This is a genomic window from Bacillus sp. SIMBA_031 (assembly GCF_046535225.1).
Classification (GTDB): domain Bacteria; phylum Bacillota; class Bacilli; order Bacillales; family Bacillaceae; genus Bacillus; species Bacillus velezensis.
Genome location: NZ_JAWRXC010000005.1, coordinates 169,633 through 193,688 on the forward strand (window position 1 = coordinate 169,633; position 24,056 = coordinate 193,688).

A 24,056-nucleotide genomic window follows, 5' to 3' on the forward strand; every position below is an offset into this window, starting at 1 on the left:
AGCAACACTCTCCCTTTTTATCCTTTTCGATTACGCAAAACTTATACAGACTTTCCGCCGTGCATAATCTTTTGCCGTACAGGAAGAATATGAAAAAAACGAGGAAAGGTTTTTTGCGATATGCCGCCATTTTTTAAGCAGAAGAAACAAAAAAAAGCCGATCGAAACGACCGTGACAATGAAGACAGAAAAGAAGCGGACAGCCAGCCGGACAAAGAGCGGGATGAGCCGATCTCCCTCAGCTTAAAGCAAAATATGAAGAAGCTGTCTGAGAGGTTCGGCAACAGTGCCGATGTCGTCATCCGCCGGCTGAAAATCGGAAAAGAAGAGCTTCCGGCCGCAATTGTGTATATCGCCGGTTTGGTAGACGAACAGCTTGTCAGCCAATCCCTTCTGGAGGATTTAATCGACATCCCGTCCGTTCAGCCGGAACAAGCGGTCTGCCTGATATACGATAAAACGCTTGCGATCGGCGGGGTGAAAGAGGAAGAAAAATGGAAAAGTCTTTATGCCGGGCTGGTGGCGGGCAGTACGCTCATTTTTGTCGACGGGGCTGACAAGGCGCTGATCGCCAGCACGGAAGGGGGAGAGCACCGGTCCATTCAAGAGCCGAGCACTCAGGTCTCTTTCCGCGGCCCGCGGCAGGGATTCACTGAATCTCTGCAAACCAATATTTCCATGATCCGCAGGTATGTAAAAACGCCTGATGTATGGGTTGAAAAAATGGAGATCGGACACGAAACGAATACGGATGTCGCGCTGATGTATATTAACGGAATTTGCGATAAAAAGCTGATTAAGGAAGTCCGCAAGCGGCTGAAGCACATTGACATCGACAGCATTCTGGAATCCGGCTACATTGAACAGCTCATTGAAGACGCGCCGTTTTCTGTGTTTCCCACCGTATATCATACGGAGCGGCCGGACGTTGTGGCGGGGAATCTGCTGGAAGGACGATTTGCGATTATCGTGGACGGAACGCCGTTCGTTCTCATCGCGCCGGCCTTATTTATTCAATTTTTTCAATCGGTTGAGGATTATTATTCACGATTTGATATCGCCACCAGCATCAGGATGCTGCGGGTTTTGATCTTCTTCATTTCACTGGTGGCGCCGGGGATTTATGTGGCGGCGACGACCTTTCACCAGGAAATGATTCCGACGCAGCTGCTGATTGTCATCGCGGCCCAGCGGGAGACGGTGCCGTTCCCGGCCGTGATTGAAGCGCTGACGATGGAAGTGGCCTTTGAGATTCTCAGGGAGGCGGGTGTCCGGCTTCCGAGAGTTGTCGGCTCCGCCGTTTCCATAGTCGGAGCGCTTGTCATCGGCCAGGCCGCCGTACAGGCCGGCATCGTTTCCCCGGCCATGGTTATCGTCGTCGCGCTGACGGCGATTGCCAGCTTTGCGACCCCGGCTTTTGACATGGCGATATCTGCGCGGCTGATCCGGTTTCTCTTTATTCTGTCGGCGGCGGTCATGGGATTTTACGGGCTGATTCTGGGCATTATCATGATGTTTGTCCATCTGTGCGGCCTGCGTTCATTCGGATTTCCGTATATGTCCCCGCTCGCTCCTTTAACCCCGGGCGGACTGAAGGATTCCCTCCTCCGCGCTCCGTTATGGGCGGATGAAAAAAGGCCGGGACTGCTCGTGCAGGAAAACAACAGGCGCCAAGGGGAACATCAAAGACCGAAACCGGAGACATCCAGAGGAATGGTTAATAAAGATGTAGAAGAGGGCGACGGTAATGAAAAGACGTAAATGGATGCTTATCCTTTGTACGATGGTTTCCCTTATGTTTGTATCCGGATGCTGGGATAAAAGGGAGCTGACCGATTTAGCGGTGATTTCCGCCATCGGTATTGACCGGACCGAAACGGGAAAATACGTCCTTCACTTTCAAATTATCAATCCGGGAAACGTGGCCGGCGGTCTGCAGGGCGGCGGAGCGGGAGACCGGCCTCCGGTTTCCGTCTATTCGGTGTCCGGAGACAATTTGACGGAAGCTTTGAGAAAAGGCTCGATGAAAGTGTCCAGAAGGCTCTATTTTGCGCATACGAATCTCGTGGTGTTCAGTGAAAAACTGGCGAAAGAGGAAGGGCTCAGTTTTATTCTGGACAATCTTGACCGCGACACCGAATTCAGGACGACCGCAACCGTTGTGATCGCGCATAATTGTAAGGCTGAAGACATTATTAAAGTGCTGACGCCGATTGATAAAATCCCTTCCAATAAAGTGAACAAGACGCTCAGCTTCACGCAGGAACAATACGGCAGAGTCATTAAAACCAGCCTTCAGGACGTTCTGATTGATCTCGCTTCTCCGACCGGGTCGCCGTTTATTCCTGGTTATGAAATGCACGGAGACGATAAAGCCGGTCCTACGATGGAAAATACGCAGACAACTGAACCGAAAGCAGTGCTGTCAGCGGACGGACTGGCGGTGTTCAAAAAGGATGGGAGGCTGGATTACTGGATTGAGGATGACGACAGTGTGGGGGCTGTATGGCTTCTCAATAGGATCAAGCATACGTTCATCAATGCGGATTGGAAGAACGTGAAGCACGCAATCAGTCTGCAGGTCACCCGCCAGAATACAAAGGTGACGGCCACTTTTCCGAACGGAAAACCGCATATTCACGTGCATGCTCAGGTCGAGGGGCTGGTGGACGCTGTCAGATACCCTTTCCATCTGTCTGATCCGCAAGTGCTGATGACGATGCAAAAGGCGCTCAGCGTACAGCTTGAGAAAGATATCACCAAATCGATTGAAGATATAAAAGCCCATAAGAATGACTTCGTCGGCTTCGGAGACCTGATCTATCGGAAGCATCCAGACAAATGGAAAAAGTTCAAAGGGAAGTGGGATGAAGAATATTTCCCCAATCTCCCCGTAGATGTCAAAACGGAAGTCATTATCAGAAGAACGGGCTTGCGGAATAATCCTCTCTCAGACAAGCTTGAGCATGATTGATTTGAGGAGAAAGGAGCGAAGCGTATGGAAAATGCGAAAATCGGCACGCGTCAGCTGTTTATTATGATCATTTTGTTTGAATTGGGCAGTTCGTTATTGATCCCGCCGGGCACGATGGCCGGGCGGGATGCATGGCTGTCCGTGCTTCTCGGGTGCGTTATCGGTCTCGGGCTTTTCTACGTTTATCAGGCGCTGTATCAATTTTTTCCTGAGTCTTCTCCGAGAGATTACATGAACGAACTGATCGGCAGACATCTGAGCTGGGCGGTCTCCCTTCTTTATATTCTCTATTTTGCTTATATCGCCGCCCGCGTATTGCGGGATTTTGGCGAAATGCTTGTCACCTTCGCCTATCAGGACACGCCGATTTTAATTGTGAATGCCATGCTGATGATCGCCGCGATATTTGCGGTCAGAAAGGGAATTGAAGTGATAGCGAGAGCCGGCGAGCTGCTGTTTGGCATTATGTATTTCCTGACAGCCGTCGGGCTGATCCTCATTATCAGCTCAGGCACGATAAACCTCAGATTTCTCCAGCCCGTTTTAGCGGAGGGGGCAGGAACGGTCATTTATTCCGTGTTTAAACAGACGATGTTCATCCCGTTCGGTGAATTAATCGTGTTTGTCATGATTTTCCCTTATTTAAAAGATCGGAAAAAGGTGAAGAAAACCGGATTTATGGCGATTATCATCAGCGGGCTGTTTTTGGCAATGTCAGTGGCGATTAATATTTGTGTGCTGGACGTCAACTTAATGCTCCGCTCTCAATTTCCGCTGCTGAGCACCATACAGACAATTAAAGTGGAAGAGTTTTTAGACCGGCTGGATGTCTTTTTCATGCTCGTGCTCGTCATCGGCGGTTTTTTCAAAGTCAGCCTTTTTACATATGCGGTTGTCGTGGGCGTGTCCACGCTGTTTAAAGAAAAAAATCCGTCCCAGCTGGCCTTCCCGGTCGGATTGGGGGTGCTGATTCTCTCCATCAGCATCGCAAGCAATTTTTCGGAACACATGAATGAAGGCTTAAACATTGTGCCGATCTATATTCATCTTCCGTTTCAAGTGCTGTTCCCCGTTTTGCTGCTTATCATTGCCGTTATTAAGAAAAAGGTCAAAGGGACCGTCTATACAGTTTCGAAGAAATAACCCGGCCGGTGCGCCGGGTTTTTTTAAAAATCATGATTTTTGTCTTAATGCATTGACAAACTTGCCTGACAATTGTACATTTTGATTTATTCTTATAAAATTACTAGGAAATATAGGTTTAGTGGTGTTAATATTTTCCGAACCGTATTTCAGAATAGAAGGAGATCCATCATGACAAAGAAAAAAGAAATCAAACTCGGTGTGTTTCTTGCGGGCACCGGCCATCATGTCGCTTCTTGGAGACATCCTCAGGCACCGGCGGACGCGAGCATGAATTTGGATTATTTCAAAGAACTGGCAAAAACGGCTGAGCGGGGGAAATTGGACATGCTGTTTTTGGCGGACAGTTTATCAATAGACGGCAAATCACATCCGAATGTGCTGACGCGCTTTGAGCCGTTTACGCTGCTGTCGGCGCTCGCTCAGGTCACATCCCGCATCGGTCTGACGGCGACCGCATCTACCACATACAGCGAACCGTTCCATATCGCGAGACAATTTGCATCGCTTGATCATCTTTCCAACGGCCGCGCGGGCTGGAATGTCGTCACATCTTCGATTGAATCGACCGCGCTTAATTTCAGCGGCGAAAAGCATCTTGAGCACCATCTCAGATATCAGCGCGCGGAAGAATTCGTTGAAGTCGTCAAAGGATTATGGGATTCGTGGGAGGAAGACGCCTTTATCCGTGACAAAGAATCAGGAGCATTTTTCGATAAAGACAAAATGCATGAATTGAACCATAAAGGAACATATTTCTCGGTGAGAGGGCCGTTAAATGTCGCCCGCACACCACAAGGGCGCCCGGTCATTATTCAGGCCGGATCATCAGGAGACGGAAAAGCGCTGGCCGCCAAAACGGCGGAAGTCATTTTCACCGCGCAAAATCATTTGGAGTCCGCGCAGGAATTCTATCAATCTATTAAAGAACAAGCGGCTTCTTTCGGCCGTGATCCTGAAAAAATCGCGATCATGCCGGGAATTTTTCCCGTTATTGCCGATACCGAAGAAGAAGCGCAGGCAAAATATGAAGAGCTCCAAGACCTCATCATCCCGTCTGTCGGCCTGAACATTCTGCAAAACTATCTGGGCGGCGTCGACCTTTCCGCCTGCCCGCTTGACGGCCCGCTGCCTGAATTGGATGCGGATGCGTCGAATGCCGTTAAAAGCCGGTTCAAGCTCGTTCAGGAGATGGCCAAACGCGATAACATGACCATCCGCGAACTTTACAAATATGTGGCGGGTTCAAGAGGCCATCATATCTTTGTCGGAACGCCAGAACAGCTTGCCGATAAGATGGAAGAATGGGTCGGAAAACAAGCTTGTGACGGTTTCAACATCATGCCGCCGCTTTTGCCTGAAGGTCTCACTCTTTTTGTAGACAAAGTGATTCCGATTTTACAAGAACGGGGCGTGTTCAGAAAAGAGTATAAAGGAACGACGCTCAGAGAACATTTCGGACTGGAAAAACCAGCAAACCGATATGCCGACTAAAGGAGGGCTCATCATGTCAAGACAATACCGGCTCGCAACGGAGGCAGACGCTGATGAGCTGCTTTCACTGACACTGCGGGCGTATGAACCGATCCGCAAGCTCGGCATCAACTTTGCCGCTGCCACGGCGGATAAAGAACTCGTTTTAAATAACATACAAAAAAACGCCTGTTACGTTTTGGAGGAAGACGGACGGATTCTGGCGACGATTTCTCTGCGGATGCCGTGGGGGCCGAATCCCGGGCCGTACGGTGTCCCTCATATTTGGTGGTTCGCCGTCGATCCTGAAACCGGAAAAAAAGGGACGGGCTCAGACGTGCTGGAGTGGCTGGAGAATACAGTGCTCCGCGATACATTAAAAGCGCCTTTCGTGTCACTGGGCACAGCGGACAAGCATCCGTGGCTGATCGGCATGTACGAGCGGAAAGGCTACGTTCGTGCAGGCGAAAAGGATTTAGGAAAAGGGCACATCACCATTTATTTAAAAAAACAATTGCAGGATTAACATTTTAATAGGAAAAGGCGGGATTTCAATGAAGAAGAAAACATGGGCTTTGCTGCTGTCTGCCGCGCTTTTGGCGGTTTTATCAGCATGCGGAAACGGAAAAGAAAACGAAGGCGGCGATAACGTACTGCATGTAGGCGCCACGGGACAAAGCTATCCGTTTGCATATAAAGAAAATGGCAAGCTGACCGGCTTTGACGTGGATGTCATGGAAGCCGTCGCGAAAAAAATCAACATGAAACTGGACTGGAAGCTGCTTGAATTCAGCGGTCTGATGGGAGAGCTCCAGACCGGCAAACTCGACACCATCTCTAACCAGGTCGCTGTCACGGACGAACGCAAGAAAACGTATAACTTCACAGAACCGTATTCGTATGCGGGCACTCAAATCGTCGTCAAAAACGATAACAAAGACATCAAATCAGTCAACGATCTAAAAGGAAAAACAGTGGCGGCCGTTCTGGGCTCAAACCACGCGAAAAACCTTGAGAGCAAGGACCCGGATAAAAAAATCAACATTAAAACGTATGAAACACAAGAAGGTACGCTGAAAGACGTGGCTTACGGACGGGTTGACGCTTATGTGAACAGCCGCAGCGTCCTGATCGCCCAGATCAAAAAGACAGGTCTGCCTCTGAAATTAGCAGGAGACCCGATTGTCTATGAAAAAGTCGCTTTCCCGTTTGCGAAAGATGCGGCTCACGATAAAATCCGCAAAAAAGTAAACAAAGCCATTGAAGACCTGCGAAAAGACGGCACGCTGAAAAAGCTGTCTGAAAAGTACTTTAAAGAAGACATCACAACAGAAACAAAGCATTAAGAAACGGCGGTGAAAATCGAGAATGAACAGCATTGATTGGGGATTTATGTTTTCAGCTTTTCCCGCGTTAATCGAAGCCTTGCCGATCACATTACTAATGGCCGTCGCGGCCATGGTATTTGCCGTGATCGGCGGCCTTATATTAGCGCTTATCACAAAAAATCGTGTTCCTGTGCTTCACCAGCTGTCAAAGGTGTATATTTCATTTTTCCGGGGCGTTCCGACGCTCGTGCAGCTTTTCTTAATTTATTACGGCCTGCCCCAGCTCTTTCCCGGAATGAGCAAGATGACGGCGTTAACTGCGGCGATTATCGGGTTAAGCCTGAAGAATGCCGCCTACTTGGCTGAAATCTTCCGCGCGGCGCTCAACTCAGTCGATGAGGGGCAGCTTGAAGCCTGTCTGTCTGTCGGAATGACAAAATCCCAGGCGTACAGACGGATCATTTTCCCGCAAGCCGTCAGAAACGCGCTTCCCGCGACAGGAAATACGTTTATCGGCCTGTTAAAAGAAACATCGCTCGCCTTTACATTAGGAGTGATGGAAATGTTCGCCCAAGGAAAAATGTACGCATCAGGCAACCTCAAATATTTTGAGACGTATTTAGCCGTCGCGGTCATGTACTGGATTCTTACGATTATTTACAGTGTGCTGCAGGATCTGCTCGAACGGGCGATCAGCAAGCCTTATCGCACATAGGAGGAGGCTCAGGATGATACAAGTCAGACATATTCGAAAAGCATTTAAAGACCTTACCGTACTTGACGGGATCGATCTTGAGATCAAAAGCGGCGAAGTCACGGCCATCATCGGCCCGTCAGGCTCGGGAAAATCAACGCTCCTCCGTTGTTTGAATCTGCTGGAGCGCCCGGATGACGGAATCATTGAAATCGGTGATGCAAAACTGAATGCATCGTCCTATTCGCGCAAAGACGTTCATAAGCTTCGCCAGCAGACGGCGATGGTGTTTCAGAATTACAACCTGTTCAAAAACAAAACCGCCCTGCAAAATGTGACAGAGGCGCTGATCACCGCGCAAAAGAAACCGAAAAAAGAAGCGGAACAGATCGGTATGGATCTGCTGCGGCAAGTCGGTTTAGAACACAAAGCGGACAGCTACCCGATTACGATGTCGGGCGGGCAGCAGCAGCGGATCGGGATTGCGCGCGCCTTGGCCGTTGATCCTCACGCGATTTTACTGGATGAACCGACTTCGGCCCTTGACCCTGAGCTTGTAGCCGGGGTGCTCCAAGTCATCAAATCAATTGCCGAAAAACAGACAACCATGATCATCGTCACGCATGAGATGGCCTTTGCTCGTGAAGTGGCCGACAAAGTTATTTTTATGGCAGACGGACGCATCATCGAACAGGGAACGCCGGAAGAGCTGTTTGACAATCCGCAGAACGAACGGACGAAAAAATTCATTAAGCAAGTGGGAGAGCCCGCCGAACTTGTCTAAGAAGGGAAGAAGAAGAAATGGCAAATGAAACGTATGAATCATTAAACAAACGTTTAATCAATATCCGCCGCGACCTTCATGAACACCCTGAGCTGTCAGGCGAGGAATTCGAAACGACGAATAAAATCCGCCGCTGGCTGGAGGAAGAAGGAATCACGGTTCTTGATATGCCGAAACTTCAAACCGGAGTGATCGCTGAAATCAAAGGAGACAAAAGCGGCCCCGTCATCGCCGTCAGAGCAGACATCGACGCATTGCCGATCGAAGAGAAAACAAACCTTCCGTTTGCTTCGCGCAACAGCGGCGTGATGCACGCCTGCGGCCATGATTTCCATACGGCATCTATCCTCGGCACGGCTTTTTTATTAAATGAGAGAAAGCATGAGCTGAAAGGAACGGTGCGGTTTATTTTTCAGCCCGCGGAAGAAATCGCCGCCGGAGCAAGACAGGTCATTGAAGCCGGCGTGCTTGACGGTGTATCGGCGATATTCGGCATGCATAACAAACCTGACCTCCCCGTCGGCACGGTCGGTCTGAAAGAAGGCCCGCTGATGGCGAGTGTCGACCGCTTTGAAATCACCGTTAAAGGAAAAGGCGGCCACGCCGGAATCCCTGATAACAGCATTGATCCGATTCAGGCGGCAGGGCAGATTATCGGCGGCCTGCAATCGGTTGTCAGCAGAAATATCAGCTCGCTTCATAATGCCGTCGTCAGTATCACAAGAGTTCAAGGCGGCAGCTCTTGGAATGTCATCCCGGACCATGTTGAAATGGAAGGCACCGTCCGGACGTTTCAAAAAGAAGCGCGTGACGCTGTTCCGAAACATATGAAGCGGGTTGCCGAAGGAATCGCAGCCGGGTTCGGGGCAGAAGCCGAATTCCGCTGGTATCCTTACCTTCCGTCAGTGATGAACGACGCCCGTTTCATACAGGCGGCGGAACAAACGGCTGAAGATCTTGGGCTTCAGACCGTTCGGGCAGAACAGTCGCCCGGCGGCGAAGACTTCGCGTTATATCAAGAAAAAATCCCCGGCTTCTTCGTCTGGATGGGAACAAACGGAACGGAAGAATGGCACCATCCCGCCTTCACACTCGACGAAAAAGCGCTCCCGGCAGCGGCTGAGTTTTTCGCCCGGCTTGCCGTCAACGTATTGGAGCAGACGGAATGAATACGGAAAATCTGACGGCCGGGCTTGCTCAGGCCGTCATGTCGTCTGTGCCGGAAACATCCGCTGAAGCGATGAAAGAAGCGCGCAAAGGACTGCTTGATTTTACAGCGGCAGCTTTTGCGGGGAGACGGGATAAAGGAGTTGAAAAGCTGGTAAAACTGGCCGAAGAAGAAGGCGGGGCGCCGATAGCGCCGCTTATCGGCAGAAATCAAAAAACCACGCCGTCCCAATCCGCGCTCATTAACGGATTCATCGCACATGCGCTTGATTTTGACGATGTTCATTCTGATGTAAGAGGACATCCGAGCGCAGTCATCCTTCCGGCTTTGATTGCAGCCGCATCAGCCGGCCGGATAGACAAGAGCCGCTTTCTCGGTGCTTATGTGACGGGAATCGAAGTGATGGCGCGGCTCGGCGAGTCAGCTGGAAGGCATCATTACGAGAAAGGCTGGCACAATACAGGAACGTTAGGTGCCATTGCGGCCGCATGCGCCGTCGGATTCGCGGAGAATCTGAATCAAACCCAATTGCAGAAAGCAATCGGGTTTGCGGCTGCCCGTTCCGGAGGCATGAGAGTGCAATTCGGGACAGAAATGAAGCCGCTCCACGCCGGACTGGCCGCTCAAGCCGGATTGTTCGCCGTAAAGCTTGCAAAGGCCGGTTTCGGCGGCTCAGTTCATGCGCTCGACGGGGAGAAAGGTTTTTTCGGACTGTACGGCGATCTTGAACGGGCAGAAACCCTGCTTGTAAACGGGTGGGGAAACCCTTGGCGGATTGTGAGCCCGGGACTTTGGTTTAAGGTTTATCCGTTTTGCTCGGCGGCTCATCATGCAGCGGACGCCATTCTGAAGCTGAAGGCCGAACATGGTCTCACTTTCGGCCAAACGGAACGGATCGACGTGATTTTTCCGCCGGGCGGGGACGCCGCATTGACAGAACGGCGTCCGAAAACAGGCGAAGCGGGAAGATTCAGCGTGGAATATGTGATCACCTTAGCTTTGCACGGTAAGGATTTTTCAGTTGAACATTTCACATCTGAGCCGATTCCGGAATCCCTTCAAAAAGGATTTGAGCGGATTCACCGCAGCTGTGATGACCAAATTCAGCCGGCTGACAACGCCGTTCCGAAGGGCCGTTTTACAATTGTACGGGTCACGGCTTCCGGCGGTCATGTCTATGAAACACGTATCGACTGTCCGAAGGGAGCGCCGGGAAACGGTCTTTCTGAAAAAGACATTAAAGACAAACTCCGGCTCGCTTTGCCGGGGGAAGAGGAAAAGGCGGAAGAATTGATCAAAGCAGCCGGACAATCAAATATTGACCGTTATTTACAGCTGATATAAATAAAAAGAGCGAGGGGATGCAGCCCTCGCTCTTTTTACGTTCACTTCTATTGAATAGGGGGATATAGGGTGCGCCCCTGTCTGCGCTGGCAGGGGCGCGGTATCAGGAAACGGCCGTGCCGTTTTCTTTGACCGTGAAACTTCCTCTTGATAAGCGGATGTTGATATCCGAAACTTTGGCGATTTGTTCGTCGTGCGTCACCATGATGACGCATTTGCCGCCTTTATGCGCCAGATCCTGAAAGAGCCGGACGATTTCCTTTGACGTATCCTCGTCGAGATTTCCCGTCGGCTCGTCCGCGCAAATCAAATCCGTGTCACAGCAGAAAGCCCGCGCAATTGAAACGCGCTGCTGCTGTCCGCCGCTTAATGTCAGCACCCGCTGACGGGCCTGCTGTTCGGTGATGCCGACTTTTTTCAGCATGCTGAGCGCGAACGCATCTTTGTTGTTCTCCTTAGAGCCGGTGATCTCCATCGCCGTTGTGACATTCTGGAGCGCTGTCATATACGGGATCAGATGATAAGATTGAAAGACGATAGAGACATATTGATTTCTGAATTTGGTTAATCCGATTTTGGAGATGTCTTCTCCGTTATAAAGGATGCTTCCCTCTTTAGGTGTATCAAGGCCGCCCGCCAGAGACAGAAACGTTGTTTTCCCCGTCCCGGAGGCGCCGACAATTGTATAAAACTTCCCTTTTTCAAAGCTGATCGTTATATTCTGAAACAGCGGCTGTGATTTGTCTTGGTACCAGTAGCCGGTCTGTTGAAAGGTTAATAGGCTCATTATGCTGCCTCCTCTTATTCCTGCTTGGTCAGGATCGTTTTAGGGTGAAGCCGCATGACTGATACAGACGGCAGTAATGTGGCGATGACGGCAATTGCGACGCCGATCCCGCCAAGAATCAGAAGGTCATTCAGCGAGACGTTTACCTGCATTGTACTGATGACATCCGCGCCGGATGAATGCTGACCGAACATGCCGCCTCCCCGCGGCATTTCTCCTCCGCCCCAGCCGCTTGTTTGCTGTGAATCATCGGCTGAGCTGACCTGCTGGGAAAGAAGTTGATTTCCGAGCTGATTCGCCACAAGGCTGCCCGTGACGGATGCGATCCCGATGGCAATAACGGCGACAACCAGAATTTCCGTTAAGAATTGTCCGATGAGCTTCCAGCGCTTTTCGCCGATCGCCATCAAGACACCCATTTCATACTTACGTTCCCTGATCGACATCATCACGATCAACCCGAGAATGACTGCACCCGCGATGGATACAAGGTATACCACGTTTTTAGAAAATGACGCGACATTTTCAATCGGGCCGGCCATTTGCTGATACACCTGATCATTTGTCGTCAGCGTGTAGGTTTTATCATCTATGGATGTTTTTTTCGCAGCCGCAACGAATGAGTCAATATATTTTGCATCATCCATATAATAAACGGCTGAGCTGATTTTGTTTTTGTAATCAGACCCTTTTAACGCCGCCGCGGCGGTGTAAGGCGTATAGATTTTATTGTCAGGATTTAAGAATGAAAAATGCTGTGCCTGATCGTCTCCTGATGATGTTGTTTTATAGATTCCCACAATTTTAAGCTTCGTTTTCACAGAATCATCCGCTGCTGAGGAAACGGTAATGGAGCCGCCGACTTTCAGCTTATTTTGATCTGCCAGCGTTTCATTAATCACGGCGACTTTTGCGTCCGCATCTGTTTTTGTGATGGCGCGGCCGTCAGTGATTTTTGAACTCCCGCCTGTGAAATCATCAAGCAATGCCGTAGAGAGCACGCCTTCGATCGAGATATCCGCTGAAATCATCTGTCTTCCGCCGCCTTGAAAACGGCCGGCGCCGGAACTGGCTGATTCGCCTGAGCTTTTTATCGCATCAAAGGTTTCTGCATTTGCTGACGCTGTCGTGAGGAAGTTGTAATTTTTAACATGCTGTAAAGATGTAAGCTTCTTGGCATCTGAGACGGAAATCGGCGTTGATTCAAACGTCCTCTTTTCACCGTCTTTTTGCTGCTGCGCCATTTGCTTTTGGCGGTCAGCCTGGAGTGTGACGCTCCCGCCGAGCTGCTGCCTTGCCAGTTCGCTTGATTTCTTTGCCGCTGACTGGATCGTAAGACCGGACAGGACAAAAATGCAAATCACTGAAAACACAACCAGCTGCAAAAATGTTTTTCCCTTTTTTTCCTTCATGCTCCAAAAGGCTCTTTTTATAAAGTTCATGTCTGTTCCTCCGTGTGGGTGTCAGATCTTGTAAAACCGGCCTTCTTTAGCACCGGTCATCCGATATGTATATAGTAGGAGAAATGTATGAAAAAAATATGAACAAACTATTTCCGGGTGATGAAATAAAAACTAACAATTGTGAAACCCGAAAACATCCGAGTAAAATGGTGCTATTATAAGAAAAAGCGTCAAGATAAGCGGAGGAACCAATGAAGATATTAATGATAGAAGACAATATAAGCGTATGCACCATGACGGAAATGTTCTTTTTTAAAGAAGGGTTTGAAGCCGAATTTGTCCATGACGGAGTGGAAGGCTATCAGCGGTTCACGGAAGAGGACTGGGATTTGGTCATTCTGGACATTATGCTTCCATCCATGGACGGAGTGACGATCTGCCGGAAAATAAGAGAGACGAGCAGTGTGCCGATTATTATGCTGACCGCAAAGGACACGGAGTCTGATCAGGTGATCGGATTTGAAATGGGGGCCGACGATTATGTCACCAAGCCGTTCAGCCCGCTGACACTAGTAGCGCGGATTAAAGCGGTGATCAGAAGATACCGGGCGACGGGGCAGGCCGTAAAAAGCGACGACTTGATCGAAACGGCGTGTTTTTCAATCAATAAGAAGACGCGGGAAGTGTTTCTGCACGGAAAACCTGTCGAGAATCTGACGCCGAAAGAATTCGATCTGCTCTTTTATCTCGCACAAAATCCGCGCCAGGTCTTTTCGAGAGAGCAGCTGCTTGAGCAGGTGTGGGGCTATCAATTTTACGGCGATGAACGTACGGTTGATGTTCATATTAAACGGCTGCGCAAAAAACTGTCCAGTGACGAAAAACCGTTTTTATACACGGTGTGGGGGGTAGGATACAAATTTGATGAGGATTAAATACTTATATCAGCTGCTGTTAAGCCATGTCAGCATTTTGATTTTGGCCTTTTTCATCATCATTTCCCTGTTTTCGCACTTTGTGAAAGATTTTGCGTATCAAAATAAAGTGGATGAGCTGTCTTCTTACGCGCAGCAGATCACAAGTGAGCTGAACGGCCGCGATCTTGATCTGCGCCGCCTGTATCCGTATCAGGACATGTTAAAAACGCGCGAGACCAGGTTTATTATTTTTGATGAACATCAGCGGCCTTACTTTTTTCCTGACGATATGCCGCCGCGCGAGAAGCTGAAAAGTAAAGAGTGGCACATGCTGAAGCAAGGGAAAACCGTTCAGATCAGAGCGGAGATGAACCGTTTTAATACGGAAGGCTTGGAAGTATCGCTTGTCGCAAAACCGCTTTTTATCAACGATCAATTTAAAGGCGCGGTGCTGCTCGTGTCTCCAGTCAGAGGAGTCGAGCAGATGATCAGCCAGGTCAACCGCTATATGATTTACGCGATCATCAGCACCCTTATCATCACGATTCTGCTGAGCTGGCTTTTATCTAAATTTCACGTCAAGCGGATTCAGACATTGCGGGATGCGACCGGAAAAGTGGCATCCGGTGATTACGATATTTCGCTCAAGAACAGCGGCGGCGATGAAATCGGCATGCTGGCGTCCGATTTCAACACCATGGCCAAAAATCTGAAGCAATCGAGAGAGCAGATTGACCGCCTGGAAAAACGGAGGCGCCAATTTATCGCCGATGTCTCCCATGAGCTGAGAACGCCTTTGACGACCATTAACGGACTTGTGGAGGGGCTTAACAGCAACACCATCCCGGAAAAAGATAAAGAGAAATGCTTCTCGCTGATCAGCGAAGAAACGAAGCGGATGCTCAGGCTCGTGAAAGAAAATCTGGATTATGAAAAAATCAGATCCCAGCAAATCAAACTGGACAAGCTCAGTCTGCCGCTCATCGAGGTGTTTGAAATTATTAAAGAGCATCTCAATCAGCAGGCGGAGAAAAAACAAAATCAGCTGCGGATTCAAGTGGAGGACGGCGTCAAAGTGTTCGCCGATTATGACAGGCTGATCCAGATTCTCGTCAACATCACGAAAAACAGCATTCAATTTACGCAAAAGGGAGACATCACGCTGCGCGGGTATGAAGGCTATAAAGAAACGGTGATTGAAATCGAAGACACCGGGATCGGCATCTCCAAAGAGGAAATTGAGCATATATGGGAGCGGTTTTATAAGGCGGATGTGTCCCGGACGAATACGGCATACGGCGAATACGGACTCGGCCTTTCCATCGTCAGGCAGCTCGTCGAAATGCACAAAGGCACGATAGATATTGACAGCGAAAAAGGGAAAGGCACGACCTTTACAATCCGCCTTCCGCTGAATACGAAAAATGAATCATCTTGAAACCGGCGGTCCCGTCTGGCCGCCGTCTGTTTTAACTCCACTCGGAAAATTGCGCTCTGCCGAAACAAAGTTTGCGTGTTTTTCGGGATGGAAAGAGACGGAAACGTGATAAAATAACTGGTAAACAGGTCTTGGATGGGGAGGGTGAAGGAATGAAGAGCGGGTTAATTCCTTCTTCAGCAGTCGGGCAGAAAATTAACGAGTGGTATCGATACATCAGAACATTCAGCGTGCCGGATGCGGAGATCTTGAAGGCCGAGATCAAACAAGAGCTTGACCATATGGAGCCTGATTCGAACTTAGTGCTTTATTATTCCCTCATGGAATTTCGCCATCAGCTGATGCTGGACTACTTGGAGCCGCTGGAAAAACTGAAGATAGAAGACCAGCCGACCCTGTCGGAAATTCTTGATAACATTGATAACAGCCAGGCCGGCCTCAAAGGGCTTCTCGATTATTACGTCAACTTTTTCAAAGGCATGTTTGAATTTGATAAAAGAGAATTTATCTCAGCGATTACATATTATAAACAAGCTGAGAAAAAACTGGCCTTCGTATCGGACCATGTGGAACGGGCGGAGTTTTATTTTAAAGTGGCCGAAGCTTATTATCATATGAAACAAACGTATTTTTCTTTGATACATATAAAAAACGCTTATGAAATTTACGTAGAGCAGGACACATACAACGTCCGGATCATTCAATGCCATTTTGTATTCGGCGTCAATTTAATGGATGAAAGGCGCTTTGAACAGGCGGCCAAACATTTTCAGCACGCTCTGCAAATGGCCGAAAAAGAACAAAAAGCGCAGCTTGTCGGGAGGGCGCTGTATAACCTCGGACTGTGCTACTACAATCAGGACCGCATCGGCGAAGCGATTCCGTACTTTGAACGGGCGGTTGATACATTTGAATCACAAAGAATCGTCAATTCTCTTCCTCAAGCATATTTTCTAATCACACTCATTTACTTTAAACTCGGAAAAAAAGAAAAAGCGTCGGAATATCACAAGCGGGGATATGAATATGCTAAAGAAACAGACGATCCCGTTTACACGGTAAAATTCGAATGGCTGCAGGCTCTGTATCAGGCGAAACCGGATGAGGAAACAATCAGCGCGTGTTTCAGTTACCTGGAAGATAAAAATTTATACGCCGATATAGAGGATTTAGCACTAGAAGCAGCTAAATATTACTATGAACAAAATTGCTTTAAGATTTCTTCTGACTATTTTCTGAAAGTCGAAGAGGCAAGGAAACAAATACAAAGGAGTGAGGGTTTGTATGAAATTGAAATCTAAATGGTTTGTTATTTGTTTAGCAGCCGCCGCGATTTTTACAGTGACAGGAGCAGGCCAGACAGATCAGGCTGAATTCCATGTAGCTGAAAGAGGAATGACGTGAGAAGAAAATAGCCTGAACAAAGGAAAAGACTGCATGGGAATGTTCCCGGCAGTCTTTTTTTGCGCGTCCGGACTCGGACAGCGGCGGAAAATAAAAGAAAACGCCGCAGGTCAAAACCCGCAGCGTCCTCATATAGACGGAGCGATGCTTAGAAACCGCCAACATAGGCAGTACCTACAATAACCAACAGGATAAATAAAACAACGATCAAAGCGAAAGAGCTGATTCCAGAATATCCTGACATGAGCTTCACCTCCATATTGTCTATACCATACAATATGTAAAAGAAGCTGCTTTGTAAGGGATATTAGTGGACAAGAGAAAAAAGAGGCGGTGTCCTATGAGAGTAAGACTCCGGCGAAAAATTCGTCATACAGTGCCCGCACCGCGTGTCTTTCCTGTTCTTCTTTCACTCCGAACATCATGCTGACTTCCGATGACCCTTGATTAATCATCTCGATGTTGACGCCGGCTTCCGACAGTGCTTTGGATGCCCTGGCGGTTGTGCCGACATTATGGCGCATCGCTTCTCCGACGACCATAATCAGCGCCAGATTGTGCCTGACTGTGACTTCATCTGCTTGAAGTTCCTGCTTCAGACGGGTGACGAGCCTGTGTTCCAGTTCTGAGTCCATCTGATTGTGCCGGAGGATGATCGTGATGTCGTCAATACCGGATGGAACGTGTTCATACGTCAATCCTTCTTCCTCCAAAATGTGAAGGGCTTTGCGGCCGAAACCGATTTCCCGGTTCATTAAATATTTGCTTATGTAAATGCTGCAAAAGCCCGTGTCGCTTGCGATGCCGATGACTGGCCCGTTCGTATTGTCACGGCTGCTGACGACGCGTGTTCCTTTCGCATCCGGATTATTCGTATTCTTAATCTGAACGGGGATGCCGGCCCGAAATGCGGGAATCAGCGCTTCATCATGAAAAACGGAAAATCCGGCATAGGAGAGCTCACGCATTTCCCGATACGTCAGTTCGTTAATTTCTTTCGGATGCCGCACGATTGACGGGTTGACGGAATAGACGGCGTCCACATCAGTAAAGTTTTCGTACAAGTCGGCTTTTAAGCCGCTGGCGAGAATGGAGCCGGTAATATCAGAACCGCTCCGGGAAAACGTCACAATCTCATGCTCCTTCGTGTAACCGAAGAATCCCGGAAAAATGATCAAGCCTTCACGGTTTCTCAGGCGGTACAAATGATCATAAGACTCAGGGAGCACCTGCGCGCTTCCGGGTTCATTCGTCACAAACAGCCCCGCTTCTTTCGGACTTACGTATTCCGCTTTCACGCCCTGCCGTCGGAAGTAGGCTGCGATCAGCTTCGCGTTGTTGTCCTCGCCGCTCGCTTTCACCGCATCCATATATTGTTCGGGATTGGTTTTACAGCTGTTTAAGAGAGCGAATAGGTCACTGCGGATTCTCTCTATAATAGAGAAATCCAGGTTCAGCTCACGCGCGATGGCTGCGTACCGTTCAATGACCGTTTCGGCAAGCTCGGGCGCTGCACCTTTTTGCAAATAATGCTCCGCACAGCGGATTAACAGATCCGTCACTTTTGTATCGTCCGAGAAGCGTTTTCCCGGTGCCGATACGACGACGGCTTTCCGCGCGGGATCAGCCGTCACGATTTGAAACACTTTCTCAAGCTGGGCTCCTGACGCAAGAGAGCTGCCTCCGAATTTTACAACTTTCATGATTTACATCCCCTAATATTTAAATTTTCTCACAAATTTAATTTTTATTATCTCTCTTTCAAACATGTAAATCAAGGATTTTTTCTACGTGGAGAGAACATTTGTATTTTCATGAAGGAATTTTGCCGCTGTTTGTCAGATTTGTTTCCCTCAAGCGTGTCATCATGTGCAAAAAATGATAAGCAGCCAAATGAAGGTTATAGAAAATCCTGCAAATTCTTGATAGACTGATTGTAAGACAATTTAGTGTACGGCCCGCGGATGACCGCTTTTGAAAGCAAAACTGTATTGACTGCGCTTGGAAAGATGATAAGATTATAATTGTCGTTGATAATGATAATCATTACGAGTGGGGTATATGGGAGTTGTTTGGCAATCAGTCATACCGTTTGTGATGGGTGCAGGGAGGCAGCATGAAGCTACGTTACTTACTTTTGCTACTGGCGGTTTTGGCGTGTACTTCTATATTTATCGGTGTAGAAGATTTGTCGCCGCTGGATATTTTTCATTTAAATAAAGAACAGGCAGGTACATTGTTTGACAGCCGGCTGCCGCGTTTGGTGAGCATTATCATCGCCGGCATGAGCCTGAGCATCTGCGGATTAATCATGCAGCAGATCAGCCGGAATAAATTTGTATCGCCGACGACTGCGGGAACGATGGACTGGGCAAGGCTCGGAATTTTGATTTCATTAATGCTTTTTACGTCAGCCAGTCCGCTTGTGAAAATGTCTATCGCTTTCGTTTTCGCGTTGGCGGGAAATTTCCTGTTCATGAAAATCCTCGAGAGAATCAAGTTTAATGATGCGATTTTTATTCCTCTCGTCGGTTTAATGCTTGGGAACATCGTCAGTTCAGTCGCCACGTTTATCGCATATAAATACGACCTGATCCAAAACCTGTCGTCCTGGCTGCAGGGGGATTTCTCACTGGTCGTCAAAGGCCGGTATGAGCTTTTATATCTGAGTATCCCGCTGGTGATCATCGCTTATGTGTATGCGGATAAATTTACGGTGGCGGGAATGGGAGAGAGCTTTTCCGTCAATCTCGGCCTGAAATACAAACGCGTCGTTAATATCGGTCTGATTATCGTGTCGCTCATCGCTTCACTGGTGATCCTGACCGTCGGGATGCTGCCGTTTCTCGGTTTGATCATTCCCAATATGGTGTCGATTTACAAAGGGGACAACCTGAGGAGCAGCCTGCCTCACACCGCTCTGCTGGGCGCTGTTTTTGTGCTGTTTTGCGACATTTTGGGAAGGGTGATCATCTTCCCGTACGAAATTTCCATCGGCCTGATGGTCGGTGTTATCGGCAGCGGCATCTTCCTGTATATGCTGTTAAGGAGAAAAGCATATGAGTCATAATAAAAAAATTACGCTGCTGGCGGCGCTCGCCATGATATGTATCGGATTCTTTCTGTTCTACGGACTGGGCAATTGGGAATACTCCCTGCCGAGACGATGCTTCAAAGTGCTTGCGATGATGCTCACCGGAGGAGCGATCGCGTTTTCAACGGTCATCTTCCAGACGATTACAAATAACCGCATACTGACACCGGGTATTTTAGGCCTCGATTCCCTGTATATGCTCATTCAGACCGTCATCGTGTTCCTGTTCGGTTCAATGAATATCGTCATGATGAACAAAAATCTTAATTTCGTCATCTCCGTCGGGCTGATGGTGCTCTTGTCACTCGTTTTGTATCAGCTCATGTTTAAAGGCGAGGGGCGGAACGTGTTTTTCCTTCTGCTTGTCGGCGTCGTGTTCGGCACGCTGTTCAACAGTCTGTCATCCTTTATGCAGATGCTGATTGATCCAAATGAGTTCCAGGTTGTTCAGGACAAAATGTTTGCCAGCTTTAACAATATCAACACCGATCTTTTATGGTTTGCCGGTGCTGTCTTTCTTCTGACAGGCATTTATGTCTGGCGGTTCACGCGGTTTTTTGACGTGCTGTCGCTCGGCAGGGAGCACGCCGTCAACCTGGGGATTGATTACGATAAGCTTGTGAAACAGATGCTCATTGTCGTCGCCATTCTTGTGTCTGTCTCTACGGCTCTTGTCGGGCCGATTATGTTTTTAGGACTGCTTGTCGTCAATCTGGCGAGAGAGTTTTTAAAAACCTACAGGCACACGTATTTAATCGCGGGTTCTGTCCTGATCAGCATCGTCGCGCTCGTCGGGGGCCAGTTCGTCGTGGAGAAAGTGTTCACGTTTTCCACGACGCTGAGCGTCATCATTAATTTTGCCGGCGGGATTTATTTTATCTATCTGCTGTTAAAGGAGAATAAATCATGGTAGAGGTCAGAAATGTAAGCAAACAATACGGAGGGAAAACCGTCCTTGAGAAAACGTCTCTATCCATTCAAAAGGGCAGGCTCACCTCATTTATCGGTCCGAACGGCGCGGGAAAAAGCACGCTGCTGTCTATCATGAGCCGGCTGATTAAGACGGATTCCGGGGAAATCACGGTCGACGGGCAAGAGATCGGGGCCTGCAAAAGCAACGATCTGGCAAAAAAAATCAGCATCTTGAAGCAGACGAACCAAATCAATATCAGGCTGACGATTAAAGACCTGGTCAGCTTCGGCAGATTTCCGTATTCCCAAGGGAAACTGACGGATGAAGATTGGGTGCATATCAACCAGGCCCTCAGTTATATGAAGCTGGATGAATTAAAGGATAAATACCTTGATCAGCTCAGCGGAGGCCAGTGCCAGAGGGCATTTATCGCGATGATCATCGCTCAGGATACGGACTATATTTTTCTCGATGAGCCGCTGAACAATTTAGATATGAAGCATTCCGTTGAAATGATGAAGCTGTTGAAGCGGCTTGTGGAAGACTTCGGAAAAACGGTCGTCGTAGTGATTCACGATATCAACTTCGCATCCGTATATTCAGACCATATCGTCGCACTGAAAAACGGACGGATCGTCAAAGAAGGGCCGGCGGAGGAGATCATTGAAACCTCCGTGCTTGAAGATATTTATGATATGACCATCCCGATTCAAGAGATTGACAGTCAGCGGATCGGTGTGTACTTTTCTTAAAAACCAGATGAGGTGAAAATCATGAAAAAATTCGCATTGCTATTCATTGCGCTCGTTACGATTTTTGTTGTTTCTGCATGCGGAAACGGGGACAAAACATCAGGCAAATCAAAAGAAACAATCACAATCAAAGATGATCTGAACAAAGAAGGAGTCAAAGTGCCGAAGAATCCGAAAAAAGTCGTCGTATTCAACTTCGGAATGCTGGACACGATGGATGAACTCGGTTTACAGGATCACGTGGCGGGACTTCCGAAACAAAACCTTCCAAAATACTTATCTTCATATAAAAGTGATAAATACGCCAATACCGGCGGTTTAAAAGAACCGGATTTTGAAAAAGTCGCGGATATTGATCCGGATTTAATCATTATCGCCCACAGACAATCTGATTCTTATAAAGAGTTCTCAAAAATCGCGCCGACGATTTATCTTGATGATGACTATACAAACTACGTTGACAGATTCAAGCAAAACACCGAAGTGATCGGCAAAATCTTCAACAAAGAAAATGAAGTGAAAGATAAGCTTGCGAAAATTGACAAATCCATTGCCGATCTGAAGAAAAAGACAAGCAGCACGGATAAAAACGGGTTAGTGGTGATGGCGAACGACGGCAAAATCAGCGCGTTCGGATCTAAATCAAGATACGGCTTCATTCATGATGTGTTCGGCGTCAAACCGGCTGACAAAAACATCGAAGCCTCACTGCACGGACAAAGCATTTCCTATGAATATATCGCCAAAACAAACCCTGATTACATGTTTGTCGTTGACCGCGGAACAGCGATCGGCACAAAATCTTCAACAAAACAAGTGGTTGAAAATGATTATGTAAAATCGGTGAAAGCCGTGAAAAACAACCATGTTGTCTACCTTGATTCAGCTACATGGTATTTATCAGGAGGCGGCCTGGAATCCATGGCTCAGATGGTGAAAGAAGTAAAAGACGGAATCGAGAAGTAAAAAAAGAACCCGGTCACATACGTGATCGGGTTCTTTTTGGTTTACCGCGTAACGGCCTGCTGCTGCTCGGGCTGACGCGGTTTTTTCTTTAATGTAAAAGATAAGAGGAAGCCGGCCAGCGCGATGCAGGCGGCTACGACAAATGCCGCATTCATACCGTGCAGGGCGGCGTTTCCCGGAGTTGACGCATTGGCGTGTGCGGCCTGGCTGCTCATTACGGAAACTAAAAGCGCCGTACCGATAGAACCGCCGACTTGGCGGACGGTATTGTTCATGGCTGTGCCGTGCGGAATTAAGTGGCGCGGCAGGGCGTTGATTCCCGCTGTCGTCACCGGCATCATAATCATGGCTGTACCCAAAAGCCGCGCGGTATAAACGACGACAATCCAAATGAGAGACGTCGAGTTTGTCAGATTCATAAACGGCAGGGACGTGAGCAGGATGATGAAGAATCCGGTCATCGCAAGGCCTTTTCCGCCGATTCTGTCAAACACCCGGCCGATAAACGGAGACATCATTCCCATCACAATCGCGCCCGGCAAAAGCATTAATCCGGTATCAAACGCGGATACGCCTCGGACTTTTTGCGTGTAAAGCGGAAGAATGGTTTCCGTTCCGATCAGCAGCGCGAAGACAAGCGTTCCGAGCAGGGTGGTCAGGCTGAAAATCCCGAAAGAAAACACGCGGAATTCCAGCATCGGTTTTTTGAGCTTCATCTGTCTTGCGATAAAGAAAATCAGCGCGGCCGCTCCGACAAGCAGCGAAGTCAGCACTTCAGCACTGGTCCACCCTGATGAACCGGCGCTTGAGAAGCCGTAAAGCAGGCCGCCGAATCCGAGGGTCGATAAGATCACGGATAAAATATCAATCTGTGTTTCTCGTAATGTCGTGACGTTTTTCATCAGAATAATCGCTAAAAGCAAATCGATGACCGCGATCGGGAAGATGATATAAAACAAAGACCGCCAAGAGAATGCTTCGACCGCCCATCCGGAAAGCGTCGGGCCGATCGCCGGCGCGAACGAAATAACCAAGCCGACCATACCCATGGCGCGGCCGCGCTTTTCCATCGGGAAAATCGTGAGAAATACCGTCTGCATGAGCGGCAGCATAATTCCGGCGCCGGCCGCCTGAATAATCCGGGCCGTTAAGAGCACCGGAAAGTTCGGGGCGAATGCGCCGACAATGGTGCCCGCCGTGAAAATACTCATGGCGGAAATCAAGAGGGTGCGGCTCGTAAATTTCTCTATTAAAAATGCGGTAATCGGAATCAAAATCCCGTTCGTCAGCATAAACGATGTTGTCAGCCATTGTGCTTTGTTGGCGTCTATATTGAAGTCATTCATAATGTGCGGCAGCGCCGTGATAAGCAGTGTCTGGTTCAAAATGGCGACGAACGCTCCCGCCAAAAGAATCCCGACAATGACAGAGCGTTTGTATGGTGCAGTTTCAATACTCTTATTCAAGCTGATTC

General features: G+C 48.5%; 23 protein-coding genes. 18 read left to right on the plus strand and 5 right to left on the minus strand.

Translation table 11 applies throughout. From position 1 onward, the window contains the following. Window positions 1-120: 120 nt before the first annotated feature. The 10 genes from gerKA to SB724_RS14790 all read left to right on the plus strand — a co-directional run bounded on the left by gerKA (window position 121) and on the right by SB724_RS14790 (window position 10,908). Entirely contained in the window at window positions 121-1,761 is a 1,641-nt protein-coding gene (gene gerKA, locus SB724_RS14745) for a spore germination protein GerKA (protein WP_410571717.1), read from the plus strand. Then, the gene (locus tag SB724_RS14750; RefSeq protein ID WP_082998966.1) at window positions 1,748-2,974 is read left to right on the plus strand and encodes a Ger(x)C family spore germination protein; all 1,227 of its coding nucleotides are present in this window, start codon (window positions 1,748-1,750) and stop codon (window positions 2,972-2,974) included. The genes gerKA and SB724_RS14750 overlap by 14 nt, the downstream gene beginning before the upstream one ends. Window positions 2,975-2,998: 24 nt before the next feature. Beyond that, window positions 2,999-4,117, plus strand: coding sequence for an endospore germination permease GerKB (gerKB, locus tag SB724_RS14755; RefSeq protein WP_044802607.1), 1,119 nt, complete (start codon window positions 2,999-3,001; stop codon window positions 4,115-4,117). Between the two features lie 168 nt (window positions 4,118-4,285). Then, window positions 4,286-5,611 carry an LLM class flavin-dependent oxidoreductase gene (locus SB724_RS14760; RefSeq protein ID WP_410571759.1) on the plus strand — a complete coding sequence of 442 codons (1,326 nt, stop codon included), beginning with the start codon at window positions 4,286-4,288 and terminating at the stop codon, window positions 5,609-5,611. A gap of 13 nt (window positions 5,612-5,624) precedes the next feature. Then, window positions 5,625-6,116, plus strand: coding sequence for a GNAT family N-acetyltransferase (locus SB724_RS14765; RefSeq protein WP_410571720.1), 492 nt, complete (start codon window positions 5,625-5,627; stop codon window positions 6,114-6,116). A 28-nt stretch (window positions 6,117-6,144) separates the two neighbouring features. Next, window positions 6,145-6,936, plus strand: a complete 792-nt coding sequence (locus tag SB724_RS14770; RefSeq protein WP_265973352.1) for an amino acid ABC transporter substrate-binding protein — start codon at window positions 6,145-6,147, stop codon at window positions 6,934-6,936. Between the two features lie 22 nt (window positions 6,937-6,958). Beyond that, on the plus strand, window positions 6,959-7,633 hold the full coding sequence (locus SB724_RS14775) for an amino acid ABC transporter permease (RefSeq protein WP_007410261.1): 675 nt from the start codon (window positions 6,959-6,961) through the stop codon (window positions 7,631-7,633). Window positions 7,634-7,646: 13 nt separating this feature from the next. Next, complete coding sequence (locus SB724_RS14780; RefSeq protein WP_014416896.1) at window positions 7,647-8,396, plus strand: amino acid ABC transporter ATP-binding protein; 750 nt, start codon at window positions 7,647-7,649, stop codon at window positions 8,394-8,396. Between the two features lie 17 nt (window positions 8,397-8,413). Next, on the plus strand, window positions 8,414-9,565 hold the full coding sequence (locus SB724_RS14785) for a M20 peptidase aminoacylase family protein (protein ID WP_410571722.1): 1,152 nt from the start codon (window positions 8,414-8,416) through the stop codon (window positions 9,563-9,565). Continuing rightward, the gene (locus SB724_RS14790) at window positions 9,562-10,908 is read left to right on the plus strand and encodes an MmgE/PrpD family protein (RefSeq protein WP_410571724.1); all 1,347 of its coding nucleotides are present in this window, start codon (window positions 9,562-9,564) and stop codon (window positions 10,906-10,908) included. The genes SB724_RS14785 and SB724_RS14790 overlap by 4 nt, the downstream gene beginning before the upstream one ends. Window positions 10,909-11,011: 103 nt before the next feature. On the opposite strand, the gene SB724_RS14795 is transcribed toward SB724_RS14790, so the two are convergent. Together SB724_RS14795 and SB724_RS14800 are read right to left on the minus strand one after the other, a co-directional pair. Further along, a complete protein-coding gene (locus tag SB724_RS14795) occupies window positions 11,012-11,695 on the minus strand; it encodes an ABC transporter ATP-binding protein (protein WP_088461437.1) in 684 nt (227 codons plus the stop codon). A gap of 14 nt (window positions 11,696-11,709) precedes the next feature. Continuing rightward, window positions 11,710-13,137 carry an ABC transporter permease gene (locus tag SB724_RS14800; RefSeq protein WP_410571726.1) on the minus strand — a complete coding sequence of 476 codons (1,428 nt, stop codon included), beginning with the start codon at window positions 13,135-13,137 and terminating at the stop codon, window positions 11,710-11,712. 212 nt (window positions 13,138-13,349) lie between these two features. Here SB724_RS14800 and yclJ point away from each other — a divergent pair, with 212 nt between their 5' ends. The 4 genes from yclJ (at window position 13,350) to phrC (ending at window position 16,857) form a co-directional block, all read left to right on the plus strand. Beyond that, window positions 13,350-14,033: a two-component system response regulator YclJ gene (gene yclJ / locus SB724_RS14805; protein WP_014416901.1), complete on the plus strand. Its 684-nt coding sequence runs from the start codon at window positions 13,350-13,352 to the stop codon at window positions 14,031-14,033. Beyond that, complete coding sequence (gene yclK / locus SB724_RS14810) at window positions 14,020-15,453, plus strand: two-component system sensor histidine kinase YclK (RefSeq protein WP_265973357.1); 1,434 nt, start codon at window positions 14,020-14,022, stop codon at window positions 15,451-15,453. The genes yclJ and yclK overlap by 14 nt, the downstream gene beginning before the upstream one ends. 152 nt (window positions 15,454-15,605) lie before the next feature. Further along, entirely contained in the window at window positions 15,606-16,754 is a 1,149-nt protein-coding gene (locus tag SB724_RS14815; protein ID WP_029326229.1) for a Rap family tetratricopeptide repeat protein, read from the plus strand. Beyond that, on the plus strand, window positions 16,738-16,857 hold the full coding sequence (gene phrC, locus SB724_RS14820; protein WP_003156334.1) for a phosphatase RapC inhibitor PhrC: 120 nt from the start codon (window positions 16,738-16,740) through the stop codon (window positions 16,855-16,857). Before SB724_RS14815 ends, phrC begins: the two co-directional genes overlap by 17 nt. 148 nt (window positions 16,858-17,005) lie before the next feature. Here phrC and SB724_RS14825 read toward each other — a convergent pair whose 3' ends face one another. Together SB724_RS14825 and SB724_RS14830 are read right to left on the minus strand one after the other, a co-directional pair. Further along, a complete protein-coding gene (locus SB724_RS14825) occupies window positions 17,006-17,116 on the minus strand; it encodes a YjcZ family sporulation protein (protein ID WP_369719092.1) in 111 nt (36 codons plus the stop codon). A gap of 79 nt (window positions 17,117-17,195) precedes the next feature. Continuing rightward, window positions 17,196-18,560, minus strand: a complete 1,365-nt coding sequence (locus SB724_RS14830; RefSeq protein WP_007609394.1) for an aspartate kinase — start codon at window positions 18,558-18,560, stop codon at window positions 17,196-17,198. A gap of 413 nt (window positions 18,561-18,973) precedes the next feature. Between SB724_RS14830 and SB724_RS14835 the strand changes: the two genes are divergently transcribed. Genes SB724_RS14835 through SB724_RS14850 form a run of 4 tightly spaced genes read left to right on the plus strand, consistent with a single transcriptional unit; the run spans window position 18,974 to window position 22,582 of the window. Next, complete coding sequence (locus SB724_RS14835; RefSeq protein ID WP_032872883.1) at window positions 18,974-19,927, plus strand: ABC transporter permease; 954 nt, start codon at window positions 18,974-18,976, stop codon at window positions 19,925-19,927. After that, window positions 19,917-20,864, plus strand: coding sequence for an iron chelate uptake ABC transporter family permease subunit (locus SB724_RS14840; protein ID WP_014416905.1), 948 nt, complete (start codon window positions 19,917-19,919; stop codon window positions 20,862-20,864). The genes SB724_RS14835 and SB724_RS14840 overlap by 11 nt, the downstream gene beginning before the upstream one ends. Continuing rightward, the gene (locus tag SB724_RS14845) at window positions 20,858-21,616 is read left to right on the plus strand and encodes an iron ABC transporter ATP-binding protein (RefSeq protein ID WP_265973359.1); all 759 of its coding nucleotides are present in this window, start codon (window positions 20,858-20,860) and stop codon (window positions 21,614-21,616) included. Before SB724_RS14840 ends, SB724_RS14845 begins: the two co-directional genes overlap by 7 nt. 21 nt (window positions 21,617-21,637) lie before the next feature. Then, window positions 21,638-22,582 carry a siderophore ABC transporter substrate-binding protein gene (locus SB724_RS14850; protein ID WP_007609406.1) on the plus strand — a complete coding sequence of 315 codons (945 nt, stop codon included), beginning with the start codon at window positions 21,638-21,640 and terminating at the stop codon, window positions 22,580-22,582. A gap of 41 nt (window positions 22,583-22,623) precedes the next feature. On the opposite strand, the gene SB724_RS14855 is transcribed toward SB724_RS14850, so the two are convergent. Continuing rightward, a complete protein-coding gene (locus SB724_RS14855) occupies window positions 22,624-24,048 on the minus strand; it encodes an MDR family MFS transporter (protein WP_410564632.1) in 1,425 nt (474 codons plus the stop codon). Window positions 24,049-24,056 lie beyond the last annotated feature (8 nt).